This window comes from Natronoarchaeum sp. GCM10025321 (assembly GCF_042663585.1).
Classification (GTDB): domain Archaea; phylum Halobacteriota; class Halobacteria; order Halobacteriales; family Natronoarchaeaceae; genus Natranaeroarchaeum.
Genome location: NZ_JBHTAN010000006.1, coordinates 1603461 through 1626351 on the forward strand (window position 1 = coordinate 1603461; position 22891 = coordinate 1626351).

The 22891-nt window shown below is 63.2% G+C and carries 23 protein-coding genes and 1 tRNA gene; 13 read left to right on the plus strand and 11 right to left on the minus strand.

All coding sequences use genetic code 11. The features are described 5' to 3' along the window. Positions 1-63 precede the first annotated feature (63 nt). The 3 genes from gatD to ACFQL3_RS10940 are packed head-to-tail and all read left to right on the plus strand — an operon-like array spanning position 64 to position 3040. A complete protein-coding gene (gene gatD / locus ACFQL3_RS10930; RefSeq protein WP_377054164.1) occupies positions 64-1305 on the plus strand; it encodes a Glu-tRNA(Gln) amidotransferase subunit GatD in 1242 nt (413 codons plus the stop codon). Between the two features lie 4 nt (positions 1306-1309). After that, positions 1310-2218: a GNAT family N-acetyltransferase gene (locus ACFQL3_RS10935; protein ID WP_377054166.1), complete on the plus strand. Its 909-nt coding sequence runs from the start codon at positions 1310-1312 to the stop codon at positions 2216-2218. Positions 2219-2278: 60 nt separating this feature from the next. Next, positions 2279-3040 (plus strand): enoyl-CoA hydratase/isomerase family protein, encoded by a 762-nt coding sequence (locus tag ACFQL3_RS10940; RefSeq protein ID WP_377054168.1) that lies wholly within the window; start codon positions 2279-2281, stop codon positions 3038-3040. Here ACFQL3_RS10940 and ACFQL3_RS10945 read toward each other — a convergent pair whose 3' ends face one another. Then, entirely contained in the window at positions 3041-3319 is a 279-nt protein-coding gene (locus ACFQL3_RS10945; protein WP_377054170.1) for a ubiquitin-like small modifier protein 1, read from the minus strand. 102 nt (positions 3320-3421) lie between these two features. Here ACFQL3_RS10945 and ACFQL3_RS10950 point away from each other — a divergent pair, with 102 nt between their 5' ends. The 9 genes from ACFQL3_RS10950 to ACFQL3_RS10990 all read left to right on the plus strand — a co-directional run bounded on the left by ACFQL3_RS10950 (position 3422) and on the right by ACFQL3_RS10990 (position 13918). After that, a complete protein-coding gene (locus ACFQL3_RS10950) occupies positions 3422-4597 on the plus strand; it encodes an NAD-binding protein (protein WP_377054172.1) in 1176 nt (391 codons plus the stop codon). Between the two features lie 239 nt (positions 4598-4836). Next, positions 4837-5082, plus strand: coding sequence for a HalOD1 output domain-containing protein (locus ACFQL3_RS10955; RefSeq protein ID WP_377054174.1), 246 nt, complete (start codon positions 4837-4839; stop codon positions 5080-5082). A 103-nt stretch (positions 5083-5185) separates the two neighbouring features. Continuing rightward, entirely contained in the window at positions 5186-6109 is a 924-nt protein-coding gene (locus tag ACFQL3_RS10960; protein WP_377054176.1) for a DUF7260 family protein, read from the plus strand. 339 nt (positions 6110-6448) lie between these two features. After that, the gene (locus tag ACFQL3_RS10965) at positions 6449-8863 is read left to right on the plus strand and encodes a rhodanese-like domain-containing protein (RefSeq protein ID WP_377054178.1); all 2415 of its coding nucleotides are present in this window, start codon (positions 6449-6451) and stop codon (positions 8861-8863) included. 1 nt (position 8864) lies between these two features. Further along, a complete protein-coding gene (locus ACFQL3_RS10970) occupies positions 8865-10112 on the plus strand; it encodes a Coenzyme F420 hydrogenase/dehydrogenase, beta subunit C-terminal domain (RefSeq protein ID WP_377054180.1) in 1248 nt (415 codons plus the stop codon). Positions 10113-10222: 110 nt separating this feature from the next. Then, positions 10223-11401 (plus strand): MFS transporter, encoded by a 1179-nt coding sequence (locus ACFQL3_RS10975; protein ID WP_377054182.1) that lies wholly within the window; start codon positions 10223-10225, stop codon positions 11399-11401. A gap of 45 nt (positions 11402-11446) precedes the next feature. Next, positions 11447-11959, plus strand: coding sequence for a hypothetical protein (locus ACFQL3_RS10980; RefSeq protein WP_377054184.1), 513 nt, complete (start codon positions 11447-11449; stop codon positions 11957-11959). Between the two features lie 51 nt (positions 11960-12010). Further along, the gene (locus tag ACFQL3_RS10985) at positions 12011-12256 is read left to right on the plus strand and encodes a hypothetical protein (RefSeq protein ID WP_377054186.1); all 246 of its coding nucleotides are present in this window, start codon (positions 12011-12013) and stop codon (positions 12254-12256) included. A 261-nt stretch (positions 12257-12517) separates the two neighbouring features. After that, positions 12518-13918 (plus strand): DUF4397 domain-containing protein, encoded by a 1401-nt coding sequence (locus ACFQL3_RS10990; protein ID WP_377054188.1) that lies wholly within the window; start codon positions 12518-12520, stop codon positions 13916-13918. Between the two features lie 361 nt (positions 13919-14279). Here ACFQL3_RS10990 and ACFQL3_RS10995 read toward each other — a convergent pair whose 3' ends face one another. The 4 genes from ACFQL3_RS10995 to ACFQL3_RS11010 all read right to left on the minus strand — a co-directional run bounded on the left by ACFQL3_RS10995 (position 14280) and on the right by ACFQL3_RS11010 (position 16497). Further along, the gene (locus tag ACFQL3_RS10995) at positions 14280-14819 is read right to left on the minus strand and encodes a winged helix-turn-helix transcriptional regulator (RefSeq protein ID WP_377054190.1); all 540 of its coding nucleotides are present in this window, start codon (positions 14817-14819) and stop codon (positions 14280-14282) included. Positions 14820-14871: 52 nt separating this feature from the next. Continuing rightward, positions 14872-15168 carry a hypothetical protein gene (locus tag ACFQL3_RS11000; protein ID WP_377054192.1) on the minus strand — a complete coding sequence of 99 codons (297 nt, stop codon included), beginning with the start codon at positions 15166-15168 and terminating at the stop codon, positions 14872-14874. A gap of 96 nt (positions 15169-15264) precedes the next feature. Beyond that, positions 15265-15855, minus strand: coding sequence for a PepSY domain-containing protein (locus tag ACFQL3_RS11005; protein WP_377054194.1), 591 nt, complete (start codon positions 15853-15855; stop codon positions 15265-15267). A 492-nt stretch (positions 15856-16347) separates the two neighbouring features. Continuing rightward, positions 16348-16497 (minus strand) — tRNA-Met (locus ACFQL3_RS11010). Between the two features lie 127 nt (positions 16498-16624). Here ACFQL3_RS11010 and ACFQL3_RS11015 point away from each other — a divergent pair. Next, positions 16625-17818 carry a DUF7115 domain-containing protein gene (locus ACFQL3_RS11015; RefSeq protein WP_377054196.1) on the plus strand — a complete coding sequence of 398 codons (1194 nt, stop codon included), beginning with the start codon at positions 16625-16627 and terminating at the stop codon, positions 17816-17818. Here the strand turns inward: ACFQL3_RS11015 and ACFQL3_RS11020 are convergent. The 6 genes from ACFQL3_RS11020 to ACFQL3_RS11045 are packed head-to-tail and all read right to left on the minus strand — an operon-like array spanning position 17802 to position 22867. Continuing rightward, positions 17802-18158, minus strand: coding sequence for a DUF5830 family protein (locus tag ACFQL3_RS11020; RefSeq protein WP_377054198.1), 357 nt, complete (start codon positions 18156-18158; stop codon positions 17802-17804). The two genes, ACFQL3_RS11015 and ACFQL3_RS11020, sit on opposite strands and share 17 nt — an antisense overlap. Positions 18159-18208: 50 nt before the next feature. Continuing rightward, the gene (locus ACFQL3_RS11025; RefSeq protein ID WP_377054200.1) at positions 18209-19069 is read right to left on the minus strand and encodes an aminotransferase class IV; all 861 of its coding nucleotides are present in this window, start codon (positions 19067-19069) and stop codon (positions 18209-18211) included. Between the two features lie 4 nt (positions 19070-19073). Next, positions 19074-19745 carry an anthranilate synthase component II gene (locus ACFQL3_RS11030; protein ID WP_377054202.1) on the minus strand — a complete coding sequence of 224 codons (672 nt, stop codon included), beginning with the start codon at positions 19743-19745 and terminating at the stop codon, positions 19074-19076. Further along, positions 19745-21307, minus strand: coding sequence for an aminodeoxychorismate synthase, component I (pabB, locus tag ACFQL3_RS11035; RefSeq protein ID WP_377054204.1), 1563 nt, complete (start codon positions 21305-21307; stop codon positions 19745-19747). The genes ACFQL3_RS11030 and pabB overlap by 1 nt, the downstream gene beginning before the upstream one ends. Before the next feature lie 57 nt (positions 21308-21364). Continuing rightward, positions 21365-22006 carry a helix-hairpin-helix domain-containing protein gene (locus ACFQL3_RS11040; RefSeq protein WP_377054206.1) on the minus strand — a complete coding sequence of 214 codons (642 nt, stop codon included), beginning with the start codon at positions 22004-22006 and terminating at the stop codon, positions 21365-21367. Between the two features lie 60 nt (positions 22007-22066). Then, complete coding sequence (locus ACFQL3_RS11045; protein ID WP_377054208.1) at positions 22067-22867, minus strand: shikimate dehydrogenase; 801 nt, start codon at positions 22865-22867, stop codon at positions 22067-22069. Positions 22868-22891 lie beyond the last annotated feature (24 nt).

The following is a 22891-nucleotide window of genomic DNA, read 5'->3' on the forward strand; positions in this document are numbered from 1 at the left end:
TTCGCCCGGTTCGCGAGCGGACGAAAGAGTGGGTTCAAGTCCCGCCGGTCTGAACGGATGAGTATGAACGCAGGCGATCACGTGCGGATCGAGCGCGACGGGCAGCGCTACGAGGGCGTGTTGCTCCCCTCGACAACGGACGAGCATCTGGTACTCAAACTCGAGGGAGGGTACAACGTCGGCATCGACCGCGAGGACGCCGCCGTCGAGGTCATCGAATCGGACGTCCACGACGTCGAAGAATCGGGAGACACGTCCGATTCCACGGTGGAGTTCGACGAGGACCTGCCGACGATATCGCTGATCTCCACCGGCGGAACCATCGCCTCGACGGTCGATTACCGGACCGGTGCGGTCACGGCCCAGTTCGACGCCGAGGACGTCCTCCGCGCAGTGCCGGATCTCGCAGGACTCGCGAACTACCGTGGACGGGTCGTCGCGAACATCCTCAGCGAGAACATGACGCCGGACGTCTGGCAGGAACTCGCCGAGGCCGTCCACGAGGAGATCGAAGCCGGGGCCGACGGCGTCGTCGTGATGCACGGCACCGACACGATGCAGTTCAGTGCGAGCGCACTCTCCTTTATGCTCGACACACCGGTTCCCATCGTGTTCACCGGAAGCCAGCGTTCGGCCGATCGCCCGTCCAGCGACAACGTGATGAACGCGGTCTGTGCGGTCGAAGCCGCGAAAAGCGACTGTGCGGAGGTGCTCGTCTGCATGCACGCCGACGAATCCGACGAGGCCTGCGCGCTCCACCGCGGGACCCGCGTCCGCAAGAACCACACCTCGCGACGCGACGCCTTCGAGACGGTCGGCGCGAAGCCGCTCGGTGAGATCGAGTACGAGAACCTGGCGATCGAGTGGCGGCGAGAACGCGCAGAGCGCGGGGATGTCGAACTCGACCTCTCGGCAGACCTGAACGCCGACGTCTCGCTGGTGAAGTTCACACCCGGCTTCGACGAGGGCATTCTCGACCTCGCGGCAGAGAATGACGGCATCATCCTCGAAGGGACGGGCCTCGGTCACGTCCACTCGGACCTCATCGACCGGATCGGTGACATCGTCGACGAGGGCACCCCGGTCGTCATGACGAGCCAGTGTCTCGATGGGCGTGTCTGTGACCGCGTGTACGACACCGGCCGGGACCTGCTCGACGCCGGCGTCGTCGAGGGCGAGGACATGCTACCCGGAACTGCGAAGGTAAAACTGATGTGGGCGCTCGCGAACAGCGACCACCCCGAAACAGTGATGGCCGAACCGACGGCCGGCGAGATAACCGCTCGGTCGGTCCCCTGGGAGTAGCCCGATGACGGACTTCAGCGTCCGCCAGGCCCGACTATCGGATCACGATGCCGTCACGTCCTTCACGACCGAGACGTGGCCCGATCAGGAGACCGGCGACTACATCCCCGACATCTTCGAGCAATGGGTCGAGAGCGACGGCCCCGAGCAACGAACCTTCGTGCTCGAAGCGGACGACGAGGTGGCTGGAATCCTCCAGGGCGTGATGCTTTCCGAGTACGAGGCGTGGGCACAGGGGATGCGCGTCGCACCCGCCGCACGCGGCCACGGCGCGAGCAAACCTATGAACGATCGGTTGTTCGACTGGGCGGCCGAACGCGGCGGGACACTTTGTCGAAATATGGTCTTTTCGTGGAACATGGCCGGTCTCGGCACTAGCCGAGCGGTCGGCTTCGACGCCGGGACGGAGTTCCGCTGGGCGCTCCCGACGCCGGACGCCAACGCGGCGGCCGACACCGGTCATCGAATCACCGAGTCACCCGATGCGGCGTGGACCTACTGGACGCGCAGCGACGCACACGATGCGCTCTCGGGACTCGCACTGGACGTCGACGAGGCGTGGGCGCTCGCCGCGTTGACGCGTGAACGCCTCGCTGACGACGCCGAACGGGTACTGGCGGTGCAGGGCGACGGCACAGAAGCACTCACGCTCCGACTGCGCACCTACGACCGGGAAGAAGACAGCGAGACCGTTACGTGGGCGGAGTACGGCGTCGGCGCGTGGGCCGACGTGCCGGCCGCACGGGCGCTTTTCGCTGCGATCCGACGGGACGCCGCAAGCGTCGGTGCCGACCGAACGAGAGTGCTGCTTCCCGAGACACCTCGACACGTCACCGACGCCGTCCACATCGGCGTCGAGGTAAGTGAGCATCCGGACTTCGTCATGGAAGCCGACCTCTCTGCACGGAACTGAGGGCCGTCCGCACCTTCGCAGGCCGTACCTTCATTATCCTCTACGCTGTGCGTTCGACGCATGAAGATCAGCGATGTCGACGGCGTCCGGACCGTCACGTTCGACCGACCCGGAGTGATGAACGCCGTCACCGTCGAGACGGCGACCGAACTGGCGGAGACCATCGAGGATGTCGACGCCGAAACACACGACGCGGTGGTGTTGACCGGCGAGGGCGCGGCCTTCAGCGCGGGCGGCGATATCGAGACGATGGTCGATACCGAGGCGAACGCAGTCGAGACGTTCGACGGCATCGCGGAGACGTTCGGGCGCGTCGTCGAAGCCGCGATTACCTCGCGGGTACCCATCGTGGCCAAAGTCAACGGCGACGCGGTCGGTGCAGGGCTTGCACTCGCCGCCCTCAGTGATTTCGCCTACGCCGCCGATTCCGCCAGTTTCAGTTGTGCGTTCGTGCGCGTCGGCCTGATACCCGACACCGGTGGTACCTTCTTGCTTCCACAGTTGGTCGGTCTCCGAACCGCAAAGCGGCTAGCGATGACTGGCGAGTTCATCTCGGCTGACGAAGCCGCCGATATCGACCTGATCAACGATGCCGTACCGGACGGCGAACTGGACGAGCGCGTCGACGAACTGCTGTCGACGCTCCGCAAACGTCCGACCAAGACCGTTGGGCTGACCAAGCGCGCGCTCCACGAGAACGCGGGCAAACACTGGCGGGAGGCGCTCGACCACGAGAACACCACTCAGGCACTCGCCCGCGATACGCCCGAACACGAGGAGGGTGTCGCCGCGTTCCTCGAAGGACGGGACCCCGAGTTCTAGCTACCCGCCGCTGACCGGCGGGAACAATGCGAGTTCGTCGCCCGATTCGAGCGTCGTCGAGAGGCCTTCGCCAGTGGCGTTCACGTCGTTTCCGTTCCGGAGGACGTTAATGTGCTCTCGCACACTCCCGTCGTCAGCCAGCACCCGCGACTCCAGTTCGGGGCGGTCCGCGAGCAAGGCGTCGAGCGCATCGCCGACGGTATCGCCGGGGTCGACATCGACGCCGACGTGCTTGCCGCCAGCGTGCTCCGCGAGGTCCGCGAACAGTTTCCACTCCATATCCGAGCGATCAATGCCCCGTCAGCAAGTAGCTTGCGCCTCGCCACGGACGAACAGCGACTCCGATGTGTGTTTATACGGCAGTCTCGTTACGAGTCGTATATGACCTGGAGTCGGAAACTGCTCGCCACGCGCGCGGCCGTCGGGCTAACGACGATCGTCGCAGTTCTGTCCGTCGTAACCGGTCTCCTCCACATCGGCAACATCCGGTTCGTAACGGTCCTTCCGCTGGAGGCGTACATTCCGACAGCGGTCCAGCGAACTGCCGGCTTTACCGGAACCCTGACCGGATTCCTCATGATCGCCGCGGTGTACGGACTCAAACGCGGACTCCGGGTCGCGTGGTACGCCGTCCTCGTGCTGTTGCCGGTGACAGCACTGCAAGGGCTCGTCCAGTCAAGTCCCGTCTCGCTTCCCCTGGTCGTTCTCTCCCTGCTTTCGATCCCGTTCGTCGCGGTTCACCGTGAGCAGTTCAGTCGGGAGCTCTCGCTATCGACGACACAGATGGCCGCAGCGCTCGCGCTGATCGGAACCCAGGCGTACGGCACCGTCGGGTCGTACATTTTGCGCGAGGACTTCGAGGGGGTGAACACGATCCTCGACGCGTTTTACTACACTATCGTTACGGCGACGACGGTGGGATACGGCGACGCCTATCCCGCCGGCCCGGAAGCGCGACTGTTCGGGATGTCCGTCGTCGTGTTCGGGACTGCGAGTTTCGCCGTCGCTCTCGGATCACTTTTGGGGCCAGCCATCGAAGCCAGACTCAGTCAGGCGCTTGGAAACATGACCGATTCACAACTCGAACTCCTCGAAGACCACGTGCTTATTCTCGGTGACGGCGAACTCACCGAACCGGTAGTGGTCGGACTGACCGACAGCGATACCGACTTCGTCGTAATCACTGCCAACAGGGAGCGCGTGTCGGACCTCTCGGAGCGTGGGCTGAAAGCTATCGCCGCGGATCCGAGCGACGAGGAACCGATGCAACGGGCAAAGATCGGATCCGCTCGTGCGCTGGTCGTCGCGACGGAAGACGACGCACAGGACGCACTGGCGATCCTGACTGCCCGACAACTCCGTCCCAACATCCGGATCGTCGCGGCAGCGACGGACCGCGAGAACGTCGCAAAGCTACGACACGCGGGAGCGGACAGCGTGATCAGTCCAGCGACTATCGGCGGCCAGATGCTCGTCGAATCCGCACTGGAAGGGGATGGTGACGAGACACCCGGCCTCTCAGAACTGCTCGGGTCGAGCAGGTCCGATTCTACATAATTATAAAAACATGAACGGTGGATCGACCACCTGAATCGCCAGACTGCACCGCCCCAAACTGGTGATAAAACGAAAGACAACACAGTTCAGGTTTGGACACGCTTTTATATCGGGATCTTGGAGCACTACATACGATCGGTACGCCACATGGGGATGTGGCAAATTGAGGGATTCCAAAGATGGTTGAGCAAAAGTGTAACAAGAAGGTACGTACAGGGCAGCAACAGAACACACTCACGATGGAACGGGACAGTTCAGAGCGGATGTCGACCGTTCTGATCGAGGCCGTCGCGTCGATTCGAGACGTGACAGCTACCGAACTCGATCCGTTGTACGAAACAATCGATCCGGACGCGATCGATGCACTCTGTGACAGGTCGAAGACCGAGAACCCGCTGGAGATTTCGTTCCAGTACGAAGGGTGTGGCGTAAGCGTCTCCGGCACCGGACGCATCGAACTGGTCGAGCTAGAACCCGATTTCTGAGCGGATTTCATTGCCGATAGGGTTTCCAAGGCAATTTTCGGCAGCATCGTCTCAACTCGCAGACACAACGATTATAGTTCCTGCCCGCATGGTAAAAACTGGCATGGCTTCTCTACTGGTAGCAAACGCGGGCCACTACCGAATCGGGGAGCCACAGTTACAGCAGGGTTGTTCAGGCATCGAATGTACCATCGGTGAGCTACTCTCATCGGAGTTACTTCTGGTTACGGTTGCCGTCTTCGCTGCAGTCGCTCTCATTGCGTTTACCTACCTTGCGAACGCTCGCAGGGAGTGTTCCGAAGAGCAACGGCGTGTCCGAGACGAGAAGAAGGCGTTCGAGCAGTTCGTGCAAGGGATCGGTCGGCTTCAAGCGACGACCGTTCAGCCACAGGTCGCCACCGAAGGCGGAGCGATGGTAAAGCGGACGAACTCTCCGGCCACCTCGCAGGTCGGCGACGTCTACAAACTCTACGAGAACACCGTGATGGAGGTGCCACACTACGAGGTTGACTACGGCGAACCCCTGCGGGAGAACATGGCGATCGAACTCGGTGAAGAAGTCACTACGGCTCTCGACACCACGTCCCGATTTACCCCTCAGATCAAACAGGCCCTCGTACAGAAAGGAACCGAGACGAAAAACAGCCGAGAGCGCTTTCTCCGGACGCTCGAAGCGGAATCCGATTCGCTTCAGGAAACCAACGACGCGCTAGCGAATATCGATCAGCGCATCGACGACCTGGAGGACTCTCGACGACTACGCCAGTCGTTCGACGAACTCGAACATCACTGGTGGGAACTAGATGCGCTCGAAGAGGAGTGCGAGTCCGTACTCGAACGCCGGCAACAGCAAGTCCGGTCCGGATCGCCTGCCTCTCACTGGCGTGGCGATGGCCACGGACTCTGTGCGTACCTCTACAGTTCACTCCCAGTCGAGTATCCAGCCCTGGCAGAAGGGGCCTTGCTCTACGACCGCATCAAGACGACGAAGCGCAAGTTCACCGAGTCGCTGACTCGGCGCGTCTGACCGCGCTGCCCCCATTTGTGGGCGTTGTCTGCCCACCGACGACGATCCAGAAATTCTTGCCGGATGCTGGGACGATCAACGAGGAGCCGTCAGGCTGGGCGACACCGATCACTTCTGGCGATTCTCTCCAGAAGCGAGCGTAAAGTGGGGTCGTACTGAGGGATGAACGACCGTCAGGGGTAGCTCGGAATCGTGCATCTTTTCCGGAGCAGGGGAAGGGATTCCCGTTACGAGAGCTACAAAGTAGGCCCGGAAACCAAACGTACGACAAGCCATGAAACGACAGCGAGGCAGTACGGAACGGCGCTCGGTTATCGAACGCCGTTGGGAGGGCCAGAGATGAGTTTCGACAGTCCGGCGTTCGTCGATCCGGCGTGGGTCGAGCGACACGACTACGTCACCCTCGTCGACGTACGAGACCAACGGGAGTACACCGATATGGGTCACGCGCCCGGCGCGGTAAACGTCCCGTTCGACAGTTTTCGCGATCCGTCGAGCGTCGCGACGGGGATGTTACCCGGTCGGGAGAGGTTTGGCGAACTCCTCGGTGAAGCGGGTATCACGAACGACGACACGCTCGTCGCCTACGACGGCGGGGATGGCGTCTACGCGGCCCGGTTTCTGCTCACCGCCGCAGTGTACGGCCACGGCGGGAACCTCTATCTGGCCGACGGCGGGTTTGATGCGCTGCGCGGGCAGCGTCCGGTCGAGACCGAACCGGTCGAGACCGACTTCGTCCAGTACGACCCCGATGCGCCTGACGAGACACTGCTCGCGGATCGTGACGACGTCGAACGTGCAGTCGAGGACGGGGAGACGGCTGTCGTCGATACCCGCACCCTCGCGGAGTACAAACAGTCCCACGTTCCCGGCGCGGTCCAACTTAGCTGGGAGGCGTTCGTCGACGATGACGGTCGCCTCCGGCCGGACGAGCAGATCGAATCGATGCTCGACGAGCAGGGAATCTCGCGCGGGACCCCGGTCGTCCTCTACTGTAACACGGCCCGCCGACTCAGTCACACCGCTGCCGTTCTGACGCACCTGGGCTACGAGAACGTCCGGTTCTACGAGGGAAGCCTGACTGACTGGGTTCGAGCGGAGTCCTCCGACTGGGACCCGGAACGGCTCTACGAGGGCGTCCGGAAGGTCGCGCCGGCGGGGTTCGAGGCACTCCCCCGCGAACTCGGCGAGGACGTCTTCGGCCGCCTGCACCTGATCGGACTGTACACGCAAAAGCAGGACGGCTACTTCATGCTGCGGACGAAGGTACCGAACGGCGTCCTGACCGCCGAGCAGGCCCGCACCTACGGCGAGATAGTCGACGAGTTCGCCAGGGCACCGGAAGAGTACGGCGGCACGGAACAGAACCCCCAGTTCGGCGACGGCTTTCTCGACGTCACGACGAGACAGGGGCTTCAGGCTCACTGGATCCGCGTCGAGGACATGCCCGAGATCTGGGACCGGTACGAGGAGGTCGGACTGACGACCATCCAGGCGAGCGGTAACACGCTCCGGAACGTCGTTGCCTGTCCGGCCTCCGGACTCGGCGACGAGATCACCGACGTCCGGGGGCTTGGAGAAGGGATCGCAGACGCCTTCGAGGGCAACAGGAGATACGCCAATCTACCCCGCAAACTCAAAGTGAGCCTCAGCGGCTGTCACGAGAACTGCGGGCGCAGCGAGATCCAGGACCTCGGCTTCACGCCCGCGGTCAAGGACGGTCGCGACGGCTTCCACGTGAAAGTCGGCGGCGGCCTCTCGGACGGCCCGCGTGCGGCGACTGACCTCGGCGTGTTTCTCGACCCCGAGCAGGTCGAGGAGTTCACCCTCGCCGTCGCCGACCTGTTCATCGACCACGGAAGCTACATCGACACGGCGGTCAACCGACTGAAGTTCATCGTCGAGGAGTACGGCACCGACGGCTTCCGCGACGAACTGGAGCGGTACGTCGACTTCGGGTTCGAGGGCCCGGGCGAGGAACTCACCACGAGCTATCGCGGCGACCACGTCGGCGTCCACGAGCAGGCGGATGGCCGGTACTACGTCGGTCTCACTCTCCCGACCGGCCGGATGCTCGGCGAGGACCTGACAGAACTGGCGGACCTCGCAGAGCAGTACGGTAGCGGCGAACTCAGGCTGACGGCGAACCAGAACGTGCTCGTCGCCGGCGTCCGCGAGGGCGCACTCGAGGACCTGCTGGCCGAACCCCTTCTGGAGCGATACAGCCCCGATCCGGGGCCGTTCACCCAGGGCGTCGTCACCTGTACCGGCGCGGAGTTCTGTAGTTACGGCGTCGTCGAGACGAAATCCCGCGCGATGGAGTGGGCACGAGCGCTCGACGAGTGGGTCGTGGAAACCGACCGGTTCGACGAGTCGGACCTCCCCGACGCCGTCCGGATCCACATGTCCGGCTGTTCGGCCTCGTGTGCACAGCCACAGATCGGCGATATCGGCATGCGCGGCGAGGCGAAACGAACATCTGATGGGACCAAAGACGCCGCCGACATCGGTCTGGGCGGCGACCTCGGGCGCGACAGGTTCGCTGACTGGATCGCCGGATCGGTGACGCTCGATGACGTTCCCGCAGGGATCAAACGTCTCGTAACGGCCTACGCGACCGATGCCGGCGAGGAGGCGTTTTCCGAGTGGGCCGAGCGCGTCCCCGATGCAGACCTGCGGACACTGATCGACGGCGACGCCTGCGCGGAGGCGATAGCACAGGACGGCGACCCCGCAGTACCGGAGGTAAACTGATATGTCACGACGAGAGCCCGGCGTTCCCGAAACCACCAACCGAACGGTTCCGACCAAGGGTCAGGACCCCCGCGAGACCGCCGCGGAATCGACGGCACCGCCGGGCAAGACCTGGTTCCGCGACCTCGACGAGGCGGTCATCGAGTCCGACCGCTGTACGCAGTGTGGGACCTGTGTTGCCGCCTGTCCCGCCGACTCCATCGGCATCGACAGCGAGATGGAGCGCCCGACGCTCGTGAAGATGTGTACCGGCTGTTCGCGGTGCTGGGACTACTGCCCGCGCAGCGGAATGCGCTACGAACGACTGGTCAAGGACGTCCAGTCGTCGATTCCCGACGACGTCGGCGGCACCTACAGCGCGCAGGCTGTCGATGCAGCCACGGCCGACGCCGGACAGGACGGTGGCGCGGTCACGACGCTGCTCGCCCAACTGCTCGACGCCGGGGAGATCGACGGCGCGATAGTCGCCACCGAGGGCGACGAACCGCTCCACGGCGAGGCGTTCCTGGCTACCAGCCGCGAGGAACTGGTCGACAACGCCGGAAGCTTCTACAACCAGACGATGCAGGTCGGTCGGATCGAGGAGCTACTCGATGCCGCCGACCTCGACGATCCGGATATCGCCGTCGTCGGGACGCCCTGTGTCATCGAGGGCGCGACGGCGCTCGGGGAGTACGGCTACGACGGCGAACTCGACGAGATAGCGCTGACCGTCTCGCTGATGTGTACCCGCGCCTTCGAGTCTCGACGGCTTCGGGACGCCATCGCCGAACTGGGCGTCGAACCTGCCGCAGTCGAGAAACTCGACGTCAACGGCGGGACCCTCATCGGTTACGACGCCGACGGCGAGACGCTGTTCGGCGAGGACGTCGACGAGTTCGGACAGGCCGGGCTGGACGGCTGTGACGAGTGTACGGACTTCGTCGGCGGCGCGGCCGACATCACCGCCGGAAGCGTCGGTAGCGGGGACGGAAAGACGACGCTGATCGCCCGGACCGAACGCGGCGAACGCGCCGTCGAACAGGCCAGTGATGCGCTCGAACTCGGCGACCTCGAACGTGAGCCAGTCCTGGACAAAGTGAGTTCGTGGAACGAGAAGCGCGCCCGGTCGATCATGCCCCGGGAGTACGACCCCGAAGGCGGCCTGGACATCTCCCATACGGATCACCACGACGCCTACGACGACACCGACCGGGAGCCCAGGCCGCTCAATCCCGCGCGGGTTCACCAGTACGAGGAGTGGTGCTGATCCGGGTGCGGGCGTAGCGTCGTCTCGACCGTCGCAACTCCCTCTTCGACGCCAGAAGTGGGTCGACCATTCCGAAACCTCCTTTTCCTGACGCCCGCGACGGCAGATAGATGAACTCCCGCCGCGTCTGGGTCGTCGCAATCTTCCTGTTCGTGATGGGCGATGCCGTCGCGACCCAGATACGCGGGGCGCTTCTGGAGAGTTTCCAGACCTCGTTTGGCGTCTCCGAGGGGCTCCTTGGACTGGTCGCGCCCGCCGGCACGGTGGGTTTCGTCGTCGCAATCGTCGCCATCGGCTTCGTCTCCGGTCGGATCGACCTCAAGCGAACCCTTCTGGTCGGCGTCGCGGCGACGACTGTCTCGCTCCTCGTGATGAGCGCCGCCCCGGTGTACTGGCTGTTTCTCACGGTGATGGTTGGGCAGGGCGCGGCAGTCGGTGCCTTCCGCGGCGTCGACCGACCGATCCTGTCCCATCTCTATCCGAGTCGTCGCGGGCGAATCTTTGCCCTCTACTCGCTGGCGTGGGCGCTGGGTGCCGTGACGGGGCCGGTCCTCGTCAACGCCGTGCTTTCCGTGACGGACTGGCGGGTCACCTACGCTATTCTCGGTCTCTTTTTCGTTCCGGTCGGCCTGCTTATCTGGCGCACGGAGCTCCCGGCCAGCACCGACAACGAACGGTCGCTCTCGCTCGACGCTCTCCGCATGCTGGTGCGCCGGCCCGCGGTTCTCGGTGCGGTGGGCTGTATGACCCTGCTCGGCGGTATCGAGGGCATCTTTTTTACGTGGCTTCCCTACTACGCGAGTACGCTCCTCTCCCGAAATCTCGCCAATCTGTTACTCTCGACGTATCTGCTGGCGTACATCCCCGGACGGCTGTTGAACACCTGGGTGATCGAGCGCGTCCGGTATCTATATCTCGCCTTCGGCTTCACGCTGGCGTCGATTCCGGTGCTGTTCGTCACGTTTAGCGGAATCAGTGGCCGGCCCCTGTTCGCCCTCGTTTTTCTCGCCGGCTTCCTGATCTCCGGGCTCTTTCCGACCCTGCTGTCGTACGGCGTCGACGCTAACCCCGAGTACAGCGGGCCGATCAGCGCAATGACCACCGGCGGAACCTACACAGGCCTCGCCATCGCACCGCTCGTGGTCGGGGTCGTCGCCGAACTCGCCGATATCAGGACGGCGATGTACCTCTCGCTCGTGCTTGCAGTCGCACTGCTCGTCCTGACTGTCGTGACCTGGGTGGCGACACGGAGCGGCTCGCAGGTCGACCGGGAGGCGCCCGCCGACTGAGCACCCGGGAGTACCCTCATTACCTGTCCGTGAAATGGTGTATGTATGTTCCGACGCCTTCGGGAGAACGGCCCCGCCCTGCTCGTTCCGCTTGCCTGGACGTTCGTGACCGCCGTCCATCTAGATCTGGCCAGCGAGCACGCACTGTTCGTCTCGAATCTGGTGATGGCAACCATCGTTGCCGTTTTCACGCTCCTCTCGTGGTCGGAGATGGCAGACGGCGTGTTGTTGATCTGGCGACGCGTCCTCGTCGTCGGTTTCGTCGTTACGACGGCCGGCGTCGCTGGCTTCTTCGTCGATTCCCTGTCAGGCACGTTGTTCGCCCTCAGCATCGTTGGCTGGATGGTCGTTCCGGGCGTCGGACTTGTAGAGACGGGCCGACAGGTAACGCGAGCACCCGCCATCTATCTCGGTGGCGGCGCTCTGAGCATCGTCGGCGCGCTGGTGTACGTCGCCGGCGGGACGGCGATTGCGGGTGAGTGGGCCGCCATCCTCGGGCTTATACTTGTCAACATTGGCCAGACGGCAGGCATCCTCAACGCCGTGTATCAGTACTGAGACGACTGTACGAACGGTTGGTTTTATATGACATCTCCCTGATTTACGGCTATGAAAGACAAACTCAACCTGATCTTCAATCGGGCGAAGTACGCGGCGATCGGTGCGGCAATCGGTGCCGCGGTCGGCGGCGTCGTTAGTCGGAACGCCGCGAGCACGGGCGGGGCAATCGGCGGACTCCTCGGTGCGACCCTCGGCGAGACGCGTGTCAGTGCCGAAAACGCGTTCACCGAGTTCAAAGAGAGCGTCAGCGAGTACGGAGTCACCGGCAAGAAGGATAACGACAGCAGCGAGTAAGTCAGCGCGATAGTTCGATCTGTTCTCGCAGTGCTGGCGAAGCGGGATATTGCCCCCGAGTCGTCGAATAGATGCTCGTGCCCAGCGCTGTGAGTGCGACGATGAGGCGGATAACCGTAGCCTGTTCGTGAGACTCTCAGCGTGCGGCCGTTCCTAACAATTCTGGAAAAATATTGGAAATATTTTGGACTAAACTGGGTCTCTTACTGGAAACATCTGGGGAATTGTTCATACACTCTCTACCCTTTCCGCTAAACGAACATGTCTGATCCCAGACGGCGGACGGTGCTGAAGACGGTTGGTGGAGTCACGGTGGTTGGTTCCCTTGCTGGATGTGTCAGCGATGATCCTGAGGAAGAGGTAGAACCATCTGCAAGTAATGACAACGATGACGACGATGACACCGACGAGACGGACGATACCGACGAACCGGAGGCGGACTCGTCACTCCGCGTTGCACACCTCTCGCCGGACGCTCCGAACGTCGATGTGTACGTCGACGGCGACGCAGTACTCGAGAACGTTCCGTTCCGCACGGTCAGCGATTACCTCGACCTGCCAACGGGCACCTACGACGTCAAAATCACGGCGGCCGGCGATCCGGACACGGTCGTCTTCGACGAGACGCTCGAACTCACTGCCGGTACGTTTACCGCAGCGGCACTCGGCGAACTGGCCGACGAAAACCAGCCGTTCGATGTCGGAGTGTTCGAGGACGACCGCTCAGATCCCGGTAGCGATGCTCGGGTCACACTCGTTCACGCCTCTCCGGACGCACCGAACGTCGACGTGACCGTCGGCGGCGACCCGCTGTTCGAGGACGTCCCGTTCGGTGCCGCCGGGACGGTCGAAGTCCCTGCTGGCGATTACAAACTCCAGGTCCGACCCGCAACCGAGGACAACGACGGCGATGTCGTCGATACGTTCAAGTTCCCGGCGGAGGCGGGGACCGTGTACACTGCGTTCGCCGTCGGCTACCTCGCTCCGGATGCTGCCCCTGCCGACGTCCCCTTCGATCTGGAAGTCTCCGTCGATGCCAGATACGAAGAGGAGGAGGACACGGCACTCCGCGTTGCGCATCTCTCACCGGACGCTCCGAACGTCGACGTCTACGTCGATGGCGACGCGGTGCTCGAGGATGTCCCGTTCCGCACGGTGAGTGACTATCTCGGTCTTCAATCGGGGACGTACGACATCAAGATCACGGCGGCTGGCGATCCGGACACGGTCGTCTTCGACGAGACACTCGAGCTTTCTGCCGGTGCATTTACCGCAGCGGCGCTCGGCGAACTGGCCGACGAAAACCAGCCGTTCAGCGTTGAACTGTACGAGGACGACCGCTCAGATCCCGGCAGCGATGCTCGGGTCACGCTCGTTCACGCCTCCCCGGACGCACCGAACGTCGACGTGACCGTCGGCGGCGACCCGCTGTTCGAGGACGTCCCGTTCGGTGCCGCCGGGACGGTCGAAGTCCCTGCTGGCGATTACAAACTCCAGGTCCGACCCGCAACCGAGGACAACGACGGCGATGTCGTCGATACGTTCAAGTTCCCGGCGGAGGCGGGGACCGTGTACACTGCGTTCGCCGTCGGCTACCTCGCTCCGGATGCTGCCCCTGCCGACGTCCCCTTCGATCTGGAAGTCGCTGTCGACGCCGACTGAGTCGGGTGTTCGCCAGCCTCGACCGGCCCCACCCCTCACAGTCGACCTCCTTCTTGACTGGATCCGTCTTCATTGCTCGGACTGCGTGAACGGTGAGGCTCCGAACCACCGAGAGAGCAACGCTCTCCCGAACTCTCGACCGTTCGCTGCGCTCACTTACGTGAACCCGCGGCTTCGACGCGAATCGCGCACGTCCTCACGGAGCGTTCGCTCACCGACGTTCCCGACATGTGGCCTTGTTGAAATCCTCAAGCGGTGACAGATTTCAGCGGCTGTGCTGAACACAGGGCCCGTATGTTGCGACGGAACCACCGAAACCGGTCGGTATTCCGCATGCATATTCACCGCTCGGCCTGATTGGTCAGCCCCAGAAATCGAGTACGTTATCGACAGCTCTGTCAACGAAACTTTCCTGATATCGCACCAGGAGTTGCATGGTTAGTTCGTCGTCAGTAACGGTATAGAACGTGGTCCGGCCATCCCGAACCTTGGACACAATCCCGTTCTCGATGAGGCGTGACACGTGCCAGGACACCGTCGCCGGTGCCACGCCGAGTTCCTCGGCAATCGCTCGGTTCCGGGCCGTGTCCTCCTCCAGCAAGAACAGCAGAATATGACGTGTCGTCTCGTACCGAAGCGACGAAAGGATCGCACGCTCCTCCTCATCGAGTTCCTCGGCGACGAACAGTCGGCGTTTGCCCTGGTGATCCTGACTCGTGAGCACGTCATAGTTCTCGAGAGTGCGCAGGTGATGCTGGACGAGTCCCGTCTCCATATCGAGGTCGCGCTTGAGCTGACTGAAGTGGACCCCTGGATTTGCCTGAACGTACTCGAAGATTTCCTTGCGCGTCTCCAACTCAAGGATATCGTCTTCGTCGTCGTGGGGGCGGCGTCTAGCCATCGTGCATGTCCTCAGTTCCGTTTGTGTGAGCCGACTCGGGGGATTTGGAGAGTCATGGTGGTCGCCACTCGAAGCGCCGTACCACAGTCGCCAACAGGAGGAGTGCGATTCCGAGTGCGAACAGGCTCGTGAGCAACTCGAAGTGAGGGATGCCCTCCTCGAGGAGGTCGTCACCGACTTCCAGCAGGAGATCGGTCGCGAGTAATGCAGCGAGCAGCGCGAGGATCAGGACGCGACGCATCCGGGTGCGGTAGTAGGCAAGCGCGGTGACGATGAACACCGCCGTCGTAACCAGGAGTGTGAGAGCCCGGATGAACGTCTCAGGCTCGAACAGTTCGATCTCCGTCATAGGATGTAGGGGTATGTGGAAGCCACCTAAATGGTTGGCGTGTCGATCGGTATGTCACCCAAGCGGCGGTGCGACCCGGTCACCTATGTCGCCAGACTACTCGTCTTCAGTCTCGGTCTCCAGCACCGTGCCGTCGTCCGCGTGGACAGCGACTTCGGTTTCCGCGCCGTTCGATGCCACGAGTTCGACCTCGTAGGCGGGTGTGGCATCCTCGCTTTCGAGTTCGACTTCCTCGATGTCTCCGTCAGCCTCGGCGGTTGCGATATCGGTCGCTTCCTCCTCGGAGAGGCTGACATCGCCGGGCGCAACAGACTCCTCGTCCTCGTCTTCCATCTCATCGTCCTCGTCTTCCGACTCTGTTTCGAGGACCGTGCCGTCGTTCGCGTGGACAGCGACTTCGGTTTCCGCGCCGTTTGATGCCACGAGTTCGACCTCGTAGGCGGGTGTGCCATCCTCGCTTTCGAGTTCGACTTCCTCGACGTCTCCGTCAGCCTCGGCGGTTGCGATATCGATCGCTTCCTCCTCGGAGAGTGAGACGTCGCTTTCCGCAATCGAGTCGTCATCATCGCCGTAATCTAGTGGGGACGACCCGGAATCCTGTGCAAGTGCCAAGCCGCCGGCGGCGGTGACCAGTAGTGTGAGTGCGACGATACCTACTCCAAACAGCGTTCGACGATTGCGTTTCATTGGTGGTTGACTGCATATACGGGTTAGTGGCTCTCGGTAAAGTGTCGTTTGGTATATGAGTCTAGCAGTGGTACGCGCCTCTAACGACTGCATATAGCAGATTTCGCATTCCGATGAATTCACGCTCTGTATTCAGCACGCTGTTCCCATCAACTTCAGAGGGTTTCCACAAGGCCCGACGTATGAGAATCGGGGGTGGCTCTGAACCACGGAACGACTCGCCAACGAGTCGTTCCTGGCTTACGCTCGTGCATCTCGCATGAGACCGACGGAATCTTTGCTTGTCCCGGCCGCTTCTTCCGGACTCGTCACTCACACGGCTCGTAACTCGTCGTCGAAGAAGTGCTCGGGGAGGGCTCGAACGACGAGAAGAGCAAGCTCTTCTCTCCTCTGCGCTCGCATACGCTCGCGCAGATCCTGCGGGTTCGGAGCGTATCGTACACTTTCTCACGGTGCTGTCGCTCACCCATGTTCGCGACGTCTGTGAGAAAGTGCCCGGGGAGGGCTCCGAACCCTCGATCTCCGCATGTCCCAGGTTCGAGGCTCGGCAGTCCTCGTACGGACATGAGAGGTTTCCAAGGAACCGCACCGAATCTCTGAACCCTATGAGTGCGGCGCTATGTCCAGCTAAGCCACCCGGGCTCGTCTCCGAGTTGTCCGCTGATTATCTTTAACCTTCTCATCTGACTCGGCTACGTGTGTCATTGGTTCACAGCCGCTGTTCGGCCGGAGCCCGCGGTTTTAAGCCATGCCGGAAGAACAACCGTGCATGAGCGAACCCGGTGTCGTGGAATCCACCCTCAATGGGGAAACGGTCGCCGCAACAGTCCCGTTGGGTGGGGAGGACCAGCTGTACATCACGCCGACCCGAACGCTGATCTACCGGGCCGAGGGCCTGTTGAGCGACGAGTCGGTGGAGGCGTACCCGCACGATGCTGAACGACTGACGGTCTCCGAAGGCCGTCGGAAGACGCGGTTCAGCCTCGAATATCCCGTCGACGGAACGCGGGAGTTCACACTCCCATCGAACCGGGGCGACGACGCACTGCATCCCGTTCTCGCGGGGATCATGAACGCGGGCGGGATCACCGATCCAGGCGAGACGGTGCTGTCGACCTATCGGTTCAGCGAGCTAACGCTGGTCGTCACGAGCGAGCGACTCGTCAAGCACATCGGCGCAGCAGTCTGGGACGAGGACTACGAGGAGTTTCACTACGATGACGTCACCGACCTCACGTTCGAGGAGGGAAGCGTCGCGACGCAGATCGTCCTCGCAATAGAGGGCCGCCAGCAGCGGATCAAAGCCCCGAACGATCAGGCCAGCGAGGTCGAGAGCAAGCTTTCGGAGGCGCTAACCGCGTACCACGGCGTCGACTCTATCGAGGAGCTCCGGGCCGCGAACGCGTCCGACGAGGAGGAGCCAGCGGAGACGCAGGGGACCGCCGGCGTTGCCTTCGGCGAGGGCGTCGACCCGCTCGAAGCGAACCCGCCGTCTGCGGAGGAAGAGGAGGGGCTATCCGCAGAGCAGGTGATCGACAACGAAGCGACAGAAGTAGCGGCCGAGTCGAGTGGAGCGCAGGCACAGACCGCGGATGCGGCTACGGGCCAGGCCGCTACAGCCGATATCGACGACGGGCAGACGACGACTGCCGACCCGAGCGACGACCCGCTCGAACGGGGGTCGACGGCTTCGAGCGACGCGGAGGCCGGGACCGCGTCGACTGCCGAATCGAGCGAGGCCCAGCCATCGGCCGAGACCGAAGAATCGGATGCAGAGTCGGATGACGACGGCTTCGACTTCGAGAACGTCGGCTTCGAGCCAGCGGATGACGACCCGAATTCGGATGATGTCGCCGACGAACTCGCGGAACTTCGGACCGTCGTCGAGCATCAGAACGAGCGCCTGGACAAACAGCGAGAGGCCATCGAGCGATTGATCGAAGAACTCAGTCGCGGCCGGTGACCTTCCGGATACACGAAGAGCCGAAGGGGCCGAGTTCGCCCGAGTCGTACTCGATGAAGTGGCCGGTCGATAGCCCGGCACCACAGCGCTGGCACTCGAACTCCCCGTCTTTCTGGATGACCTGGCTCTCGTAGCTGACGAACTCGCTACTTTTCGGGCGGATGATCCCGTCCTCGCGCTCGATGATGCCGCGCTTCTCGGCGGTATCGAGGATCTCTCTGGTCACTTTCGGATGCGTCGAGATGGTTTCGAGGCGGTCGACGGCGTCGGCGACGCTCAACTCGGCGTGCTCCAGCGAGCGCAAGAGATCGAGGCCGAGCGCGATTCGGTCGTCCTGCATCTACCTCCGACTCCTCGGCCGAGTGGATTAAACGTTGCGTGGACAGCCTATCAGTCGTAGTGACGCTGCTCAACGCGCCTGTCGAATCGCCGCGAGAGCAGCGTCGTCACGGGTCCGCTGCCGATTTCGATCCCATCGAGGCTCTCGATGGGTCGGAGCTCCCACGTCGAGTTCGTCAGAAACGCCTCCTTTGCCGACCGGACGTCGTCAGTGGTGTACTGTCCGGTGTACACCGGAATATCGGCGTCGTCGGCGAGTTCGACCACGACCGAGCGGGTGATCCCCGGCAGGATCGGGCCGTCTAAACTCGGGGTGTAGAGGCCACTCTCGCCGACGAAAAACAGGTTGCTCGTCGCCCCTTCGGCGACGTAGCCCTCGGCGTCGCGCAGGAGTGCCTCGTCCGCGGACTCCATCAGTTCGTTCCGGGCGAGGATCCCGTTCAGGTAGTTGTGCGTCTTGGCGTCCGCCGGAATCGCCGCGTCCGGCACACGTCGCGTCTTCGTCGTCTGGACGGTCGCCGGGCCGTCCCAGACGTCGCTCCCTTCGAGACCGCCGCGCGGGAGTTCGGAGACGATCACGACGACAGTCGGGTTCGTGGTGGGACCCGGCGTCAACTTGCCGGGCTGAACGCCCCGCGAGATAGAGAGTTTGACGTAGGCGTCCTCCAGTTCGTTGGCCTGGAGGGTGTCGAGTACCCGTTCGTGGAGTTCGTCCTCACCGAGTCCGTGATCGATCCCGAGCGTCTCGCAGGTGTTCGCCAGTCGGTCGGCGTGGGCCGCCCACTCGAAGATCGAACCGCCGTACGCGCGCATCGTCTCGAACGCCGCGTCTCCGTACATGAACCCTCGGTCGCGGACGTTCACGGTGGCCTCCGAGGCGGAGACGAGGTTCCCGTTTACGTGGTACTGCATCTATCTATCGACCCCCGATTCCGCCTTCGGTTCTGTCGGCACGCTTCGCGAACGAGCAGAAGTTCTCGATCAGGCGTTTGCCGACCGACAGCGAGAGCGCGGTGCCCTCCCCGTCGCGCTCGACCGGTCCCGTCAGGATGCTTTCGGGGTGGAACTGGACGCCGACATGTGGGCGTTCCAGATGCCGAACGGCCATCAGGATCGAGCGCTCGTCGTCGGTCCATGCCGTCTCCGACAGCGGATTTGGGAGGTCTTCGCGCTCGACTGCCAGCGAGTGATATCGACCGACGCGGAACCGTTTGGGGAGGCCCTCGAAGATTCCCTCGCCGTCGTGACCGATCGTCGAGGGCTTCCCGTGGACGACCTCCGGGGCCTGGATTACCGGTGCGCCGTGGGCCGCACACAACGCCTGGTGGCCGAGACAGACGCCGAGTGTCGGAATCTCGGTTTCCTCGAAGATCGGAGTCGAGACGCCCGCGTCCCTGGGCGTTCCGGGGCCGGGTGAGACGACGATTCCCTCGGGATCGAGTTCGCGGATCCCCGGGATATCTATTTCGTCGTTCCGTCGGACAACGACGCTGTCTGTGTCGATATCGCCGGCACTACCTGCGGTTGCCTCCGCGACGAACTGGACGAGGTTGTAAGCAAACGAGTCGTAGTTGTCGATCACGAGCATCACGACCGATCACCGTCCCGCGAGGACTGTACTGTCTCCGCCTTGGTGTCGAGGCCAATGGCCGCCTGCTCGCCGAGTGCCTCGTCCAGGGCTCTGACCAGCGCTCGTGCCTTGTCCAGTGTCTCGGCGTACTCCCGTTCTGGCTCCGAGTCGTGGACGATTCCGGCACCGACGCGGAGGTGATACTCCTCGGCGTGCCGGACGAGCGTCCGGATGACGATGTTGAGCGTCGCCTGCCCGTCGAAACCGAGCACGCCGATCGAGCCCGTATAGGGGCCCCGTCTCGTCTCCTCGACTTCGTCGATCAGTTCCATCGTCCGCGGCTTGGGTGCGCCGGTGATCGTCCCGCCGGGGAAGACGGCCGCGATGGCGTCGGCGAGCGTGGCCTCCTCGCGGATCTCACCGGCGACGTGCGAGACCAGATGCATGACCTCGGAGTAGCGGTCGACGCGCCGGTACTCCGGCACCTCGACACTGCCGTAGCGTGATACTTTGCCGAGGTCGTTGCGCTCCAGATCGACGAGCATCGCGTGTTCGGCCCGCTCCTTCTCGTCGCCAGAGAGTTCGGCTTCGAGGCGTTCGTCCTCTTCCTCGGTCGCACCGCGCGGTCGCGTTCCGGCGATCGGTTCCGTCTCGATGCGGTCGCCGTCGCGCTCTAACAGGAGTTCCGGACTGGCGCTGACAAGGTCGGCGGCCGGAAACTCAAGTAGTGCTGAATAGGGTGCCGGATTGACCGTACGAACGGCGGCGTAGGTGTCGACCGGATGCACCGCCGCCGGAGCACTCAAGCGCTGTGAGACGTTCGTCTGGAAGGTGTCGCCGGCCCGGATGTACTCCTTGATCGTCCGGACTTGATCGGCGAACGCCGTTTCTCCGCAGTCGCTCGTGAACTCCGCCGTATCGCTCGCTACGGGCGGCGCACTCACTGAAGGATCGCCGTCGAGGGCGGCGCTCGCCAGTGCTATTGCCTTCGCTTCACCGCTCGCGTAGGCCTCTCCGATGGCGTCCGGATCGACCTGCGGACAGGCCGTCACCCTGAGAGTCGTCTCTCCCTCCCGGGGCTCTTCCCACGCCGCAACACAGTCGTAGACGCCGATCTGTAGCTGTGGGAGCGACCGGTCGTCGACCGCGTGCTCTGGCAGGTCCTCGATTTCCCGCACGAGGTCGTAGGAGAACCAGCCGAACGCGCCGCACGGATACGGCACCTCGCACTCGCCTCTGACGAGAGACTTGCCGTCGAGGAGCCCCTGCAACGCGGCGAGCGATGGAGAATCGCGACCGAAGACGCCGACGCCGTGGTCGTCATCGGACCCGTCCCAGACCGTACTGTCGGGGCGCGCAGTTACCGTCTCGACCGGTTCGACGCCGAAGTAGCCCCAGCCGGGCTGGCCGCCCGTCGTTTCGAGAAAGACGCCGTCCGGTCCATCTCGCGCTCGTCGATAGGCCTCGAACGGGTCGTCGACGGTCACCCGGACTTCGACCGGGACTCGCGTTCCGGCGTCGACGCCCATCGCCGTCGCTCGGAACTCCTCTCTGGTAGTTACGACCGACGGTGTGCACATGTCTGCAGGAAGGAACGCACCGAATAATGATCTTCCGGTTCAATCAGTGTCTGCGGGTTATCGCAGTTTTGCCTGTTCGATCCAGTTCTCGATTCGCGTCTCCGATAGATCCGTCTCCGCCGCGATGTCGCCGGCGTCGGCGGCCGCAAGATCGCCGATCGTCTCGATTCCGGCATCAGCGAGTCGCTCTGCGTAGGCCGGGCCGACCCCTTTGATGTCTTCGAGGTCGCCATCAGGCTCGGTCCCTGTCTCCTCAGTTTCAGGTTCCGGTTCGACGTCTTCCCCAGTTTCAGGTTCCGGTTCGACGTCTTCCCCAGTTTCAGGTTCCGGTTCGACGTCTTCCCCAGTTTCAGGTTCCGGTTCGACGTCTTCCCCAGTTTCAGGTTCCGGTTCGACGCCCTCGTCGGGTTCCGCCTCGTCGATTAGCTCGTCCTCATCGATCGGTTCCTCGTCTGTTGGCTCCTCGGCGACGCCCGATTCAGGTTCCTCGGTAGCGTCAGCCTCGATGTCTTCCGCAGTAGACTCTTCGACAGACTCGTCGGTGGGCTCGATATCGGTCCCTTTGACCGCGCGTTCGGTGTCGGTTGCGGGTGCGCTCTCGTCGACGTCCCGCTCGACTGTCACGCCGACATCCTGGCGCGGCTCCTCGTTAGTTTCGTCGAGTCCGAGAAGCGACTTTAGCTTATCCAGTAGTGACATTGCCTGATAATTGACAGTCGGCACACTTAAAGCCGTCCGACGATGTCGGAGTTGGTTATGTTACAGTTCCGAGCGGAGCGCCTTGTTCATCGCACCGACCGGGGCGTCCCGACCGGTCCACCGCTCGAACGCCTCGACGCCCTGATAGAGGAGCATCCACGCGCCGTCTATCGTCGTCGCCCCGCGGTCCGCGGCATCGCGCAGTAGCCGGGTTTCGAGGGGCCGATACACCGCATCAAGCACCGCCAGATCGCCGTGGAGGGCATCCGCCGGCACCGGCGTTGCGTCCTCCTCCATACCGACGCTCGTCGCGTTGACGAGAACCGTGGCGTCGTCCAGCAACGCCGCCAGGGAGTCGAGACCGTGTCCGGTGGCTTCCGGAACCGCTGACGCCAGTTCGTGCGCGCTCGATTCGGTCCGGTTCGCGATGTGGACCGTTGCTCCGGCGTCCGCGAGCATAAACGAAATCGCCCGCCCGGCACCGCCCGCTCCAACGACTACGGCCGTCTCGCCGTCGAGGGGCACATCGTAGCGCTCGAACGCTCGACGCGCTCCGGCCGCGTCGGTGTTGTGGCCGGTCGGCCTCTCGCCGGTGAAGTCGATGGTGTTGACCGCCCCGATGCGCCGCGCCAACTCGTCGGCGTCGACGTGCTCCAGTACGTCCTGTTTGAACGGGATCGTAACGTTCAGTCCGGCGACGCCGAGCGCCTGTGCGCCGCCGATTGCGGCCTCCAGATCAGACGGTTCGGGCTCGAACGTAACGTACCGGGCGTCGATGCCGAGCGCTTCGTAGCCTGCCTCGTGCATGGGCGGGGAGAGCGAATGGCCGACCGGGTTGCCGAGGAGTCCGTAGACGTCCATGGGCGGGAGAACCCGTCCGTGGCG

Coding starts and splice junctions, on each gene's coding strand:
- gatD (WP_377054164.1), top strand. CDS start 64: ATGAACGCAGGCGATCACGTGCGGATCGAGCGCGACGGGCAGCGCTAC.
- ACFQL3_RS10935 (WP_377054166.1), top strand. CDS start 1,310: ATGACGGACTTCAGCGTCCGCCAGGCCCGACTATCGGATCACGATGCC.
- ACFQL3_RS10940 (WP_377054168.1), top strand. CDS start 2,279: ATGAAGATCAGCGATGTCGACGGCGTCCGGACCGTCACGTTCGACCGA.
- ACFQL3_RS10945 (WP_377054170.1), bottom strand. CDS start 3,319: ATGGAGTGGAAACTGTTCGCGGACCTCGCGGAGCACGCTGGCGGCAAG.
- ACFQL3_RS10950 (WP_377054172.1), top strand. CDS start 3,422: ATGACCTGGAGTCGGAAACTGCTCGCCACGCGCGCGGCCGTCGGGCTA.
- ACFQL3_RS10955 (WP_377054174.1), top strand. CDS start 4,837: ATGGAACGGGACAGTTCAGAGCGGATGTCGACCGTTCTGATCGAGGCC.
- ACFQL3_RS10960 (WP_377054176.1), top strand. CDS start 5,186: ATGGCTTCTCTACTGGTAGCAAACGCGGGCCACTACCGAATCGGGGAG.
- ACFQL3_RS10965 (WP_377054178.1), top strand. CDS start 6,449: ATGAGTTTCGACAGTCCGGCGTTCGTCGATCCGGCGTGGGTCGAGCGA.
- ACFQL3_RS10970 (WP_377054180.1), top strand. CDS start 8,865: ATGTCACGACGAGAGCCCGGCGTTCCCGAAACCACCAACCGAACGGTT.
- ACFQL3_RS10975 (WP_377054182.1), top strand. CDS start 10,223: ATGAACTCCCGCCGCGTCTGGGTCGTCGCAATCTTCCTGTTCGTGATG.
- ACFQL3_RS10980 (WP_377054184.1), top strand. CDS start 11,447: ATGTTCCGACGCCTTCGGGAGAACGGCCCCGCCCTGCTCGTTCCGCTT.
- ACFQL3_RS10985 (WP_377054186.1), top strand. CDS start 12,011: ATGAAAGACAAACTCAACCTGATCTTCAATCGGGCGAAGTACGCGGCG.
- ACFQL3_RS10990 (WP_377054188.1), top strand. CDS start 12,518: ATGTCTGATCCCAGACGGCGGACGGTGCTGAAGACGGTTGGTGGAGTC.
- ACFQL3_RS10995 (WP_377054190.1), bottom strand. CDS start 14,819: ATGGCTAGACGCCGCCCCCACGACGACGAAGACGATATCCTTGAGTTG.
- ACFQL3_RS11000 (WP_377054192.1), bottom strand. CDS start 15,168: ATGACGGAGATCGAACTGTTCGAGCCTGAGACGTTCATCCGGGCTCTC.
- ACFQL3_RS11005 (WP_377054194.1), bottom strand. CDS start 15,855: ATGAAACGCAATCGTCGAACGCTGTTTGGAGTAGGTATCGTCGCACTC.
- ACFQL3_RS11015 (WP_377054196.1), top strand. CDS start 16,625: ATGAGCGAACCCGGTGTCGTGGAATCCACCCTCAATGGGGAAACGGTC.
- ACFQL3_RS11020 (WP_377054198.1), bottom strand. CDS start 18,158: ATGCAGGACGACCGAATCGCGCTCGGCCTCGATCTCTTGCGCTCGCTG.
- ACFQL3_RS11025 (WP_377054200.1), bottom strand. CDS start 19,069: ATGCAGTACCACGTAAACGGGAACCTCGTCTCCGCCTCGGAGGCCACC.
- ACFQL3_RS11030 (WP_377054202.1), bottom strand. CDS start 19,745: ATGCTCGTGATCGACAACTACGACTCGTTTGCTTACAACCTCGTCCAG.
- pabB (WP_377054204.1), bottom strand. CDS start 21,307: ATGTGCACACCGTCGGTCGTAACTACCAGAGAGGAGTTCCGAGCGACG.
- ACFQL3_RS11040 (WP_377054206.1), bottom strand. CDS start 22,006: ATGTCACTACTGGATAAGCTAAAGTCGCTTCTCGGACTCGACGAAACT.
- ACFQL3_RS11045 (WP_377054208.1), bottom strand. CDS start 22,867: ATGGACGTCTACGGACTCCTCGGCAACCCGGTCGGCCATTCGCTCTCC.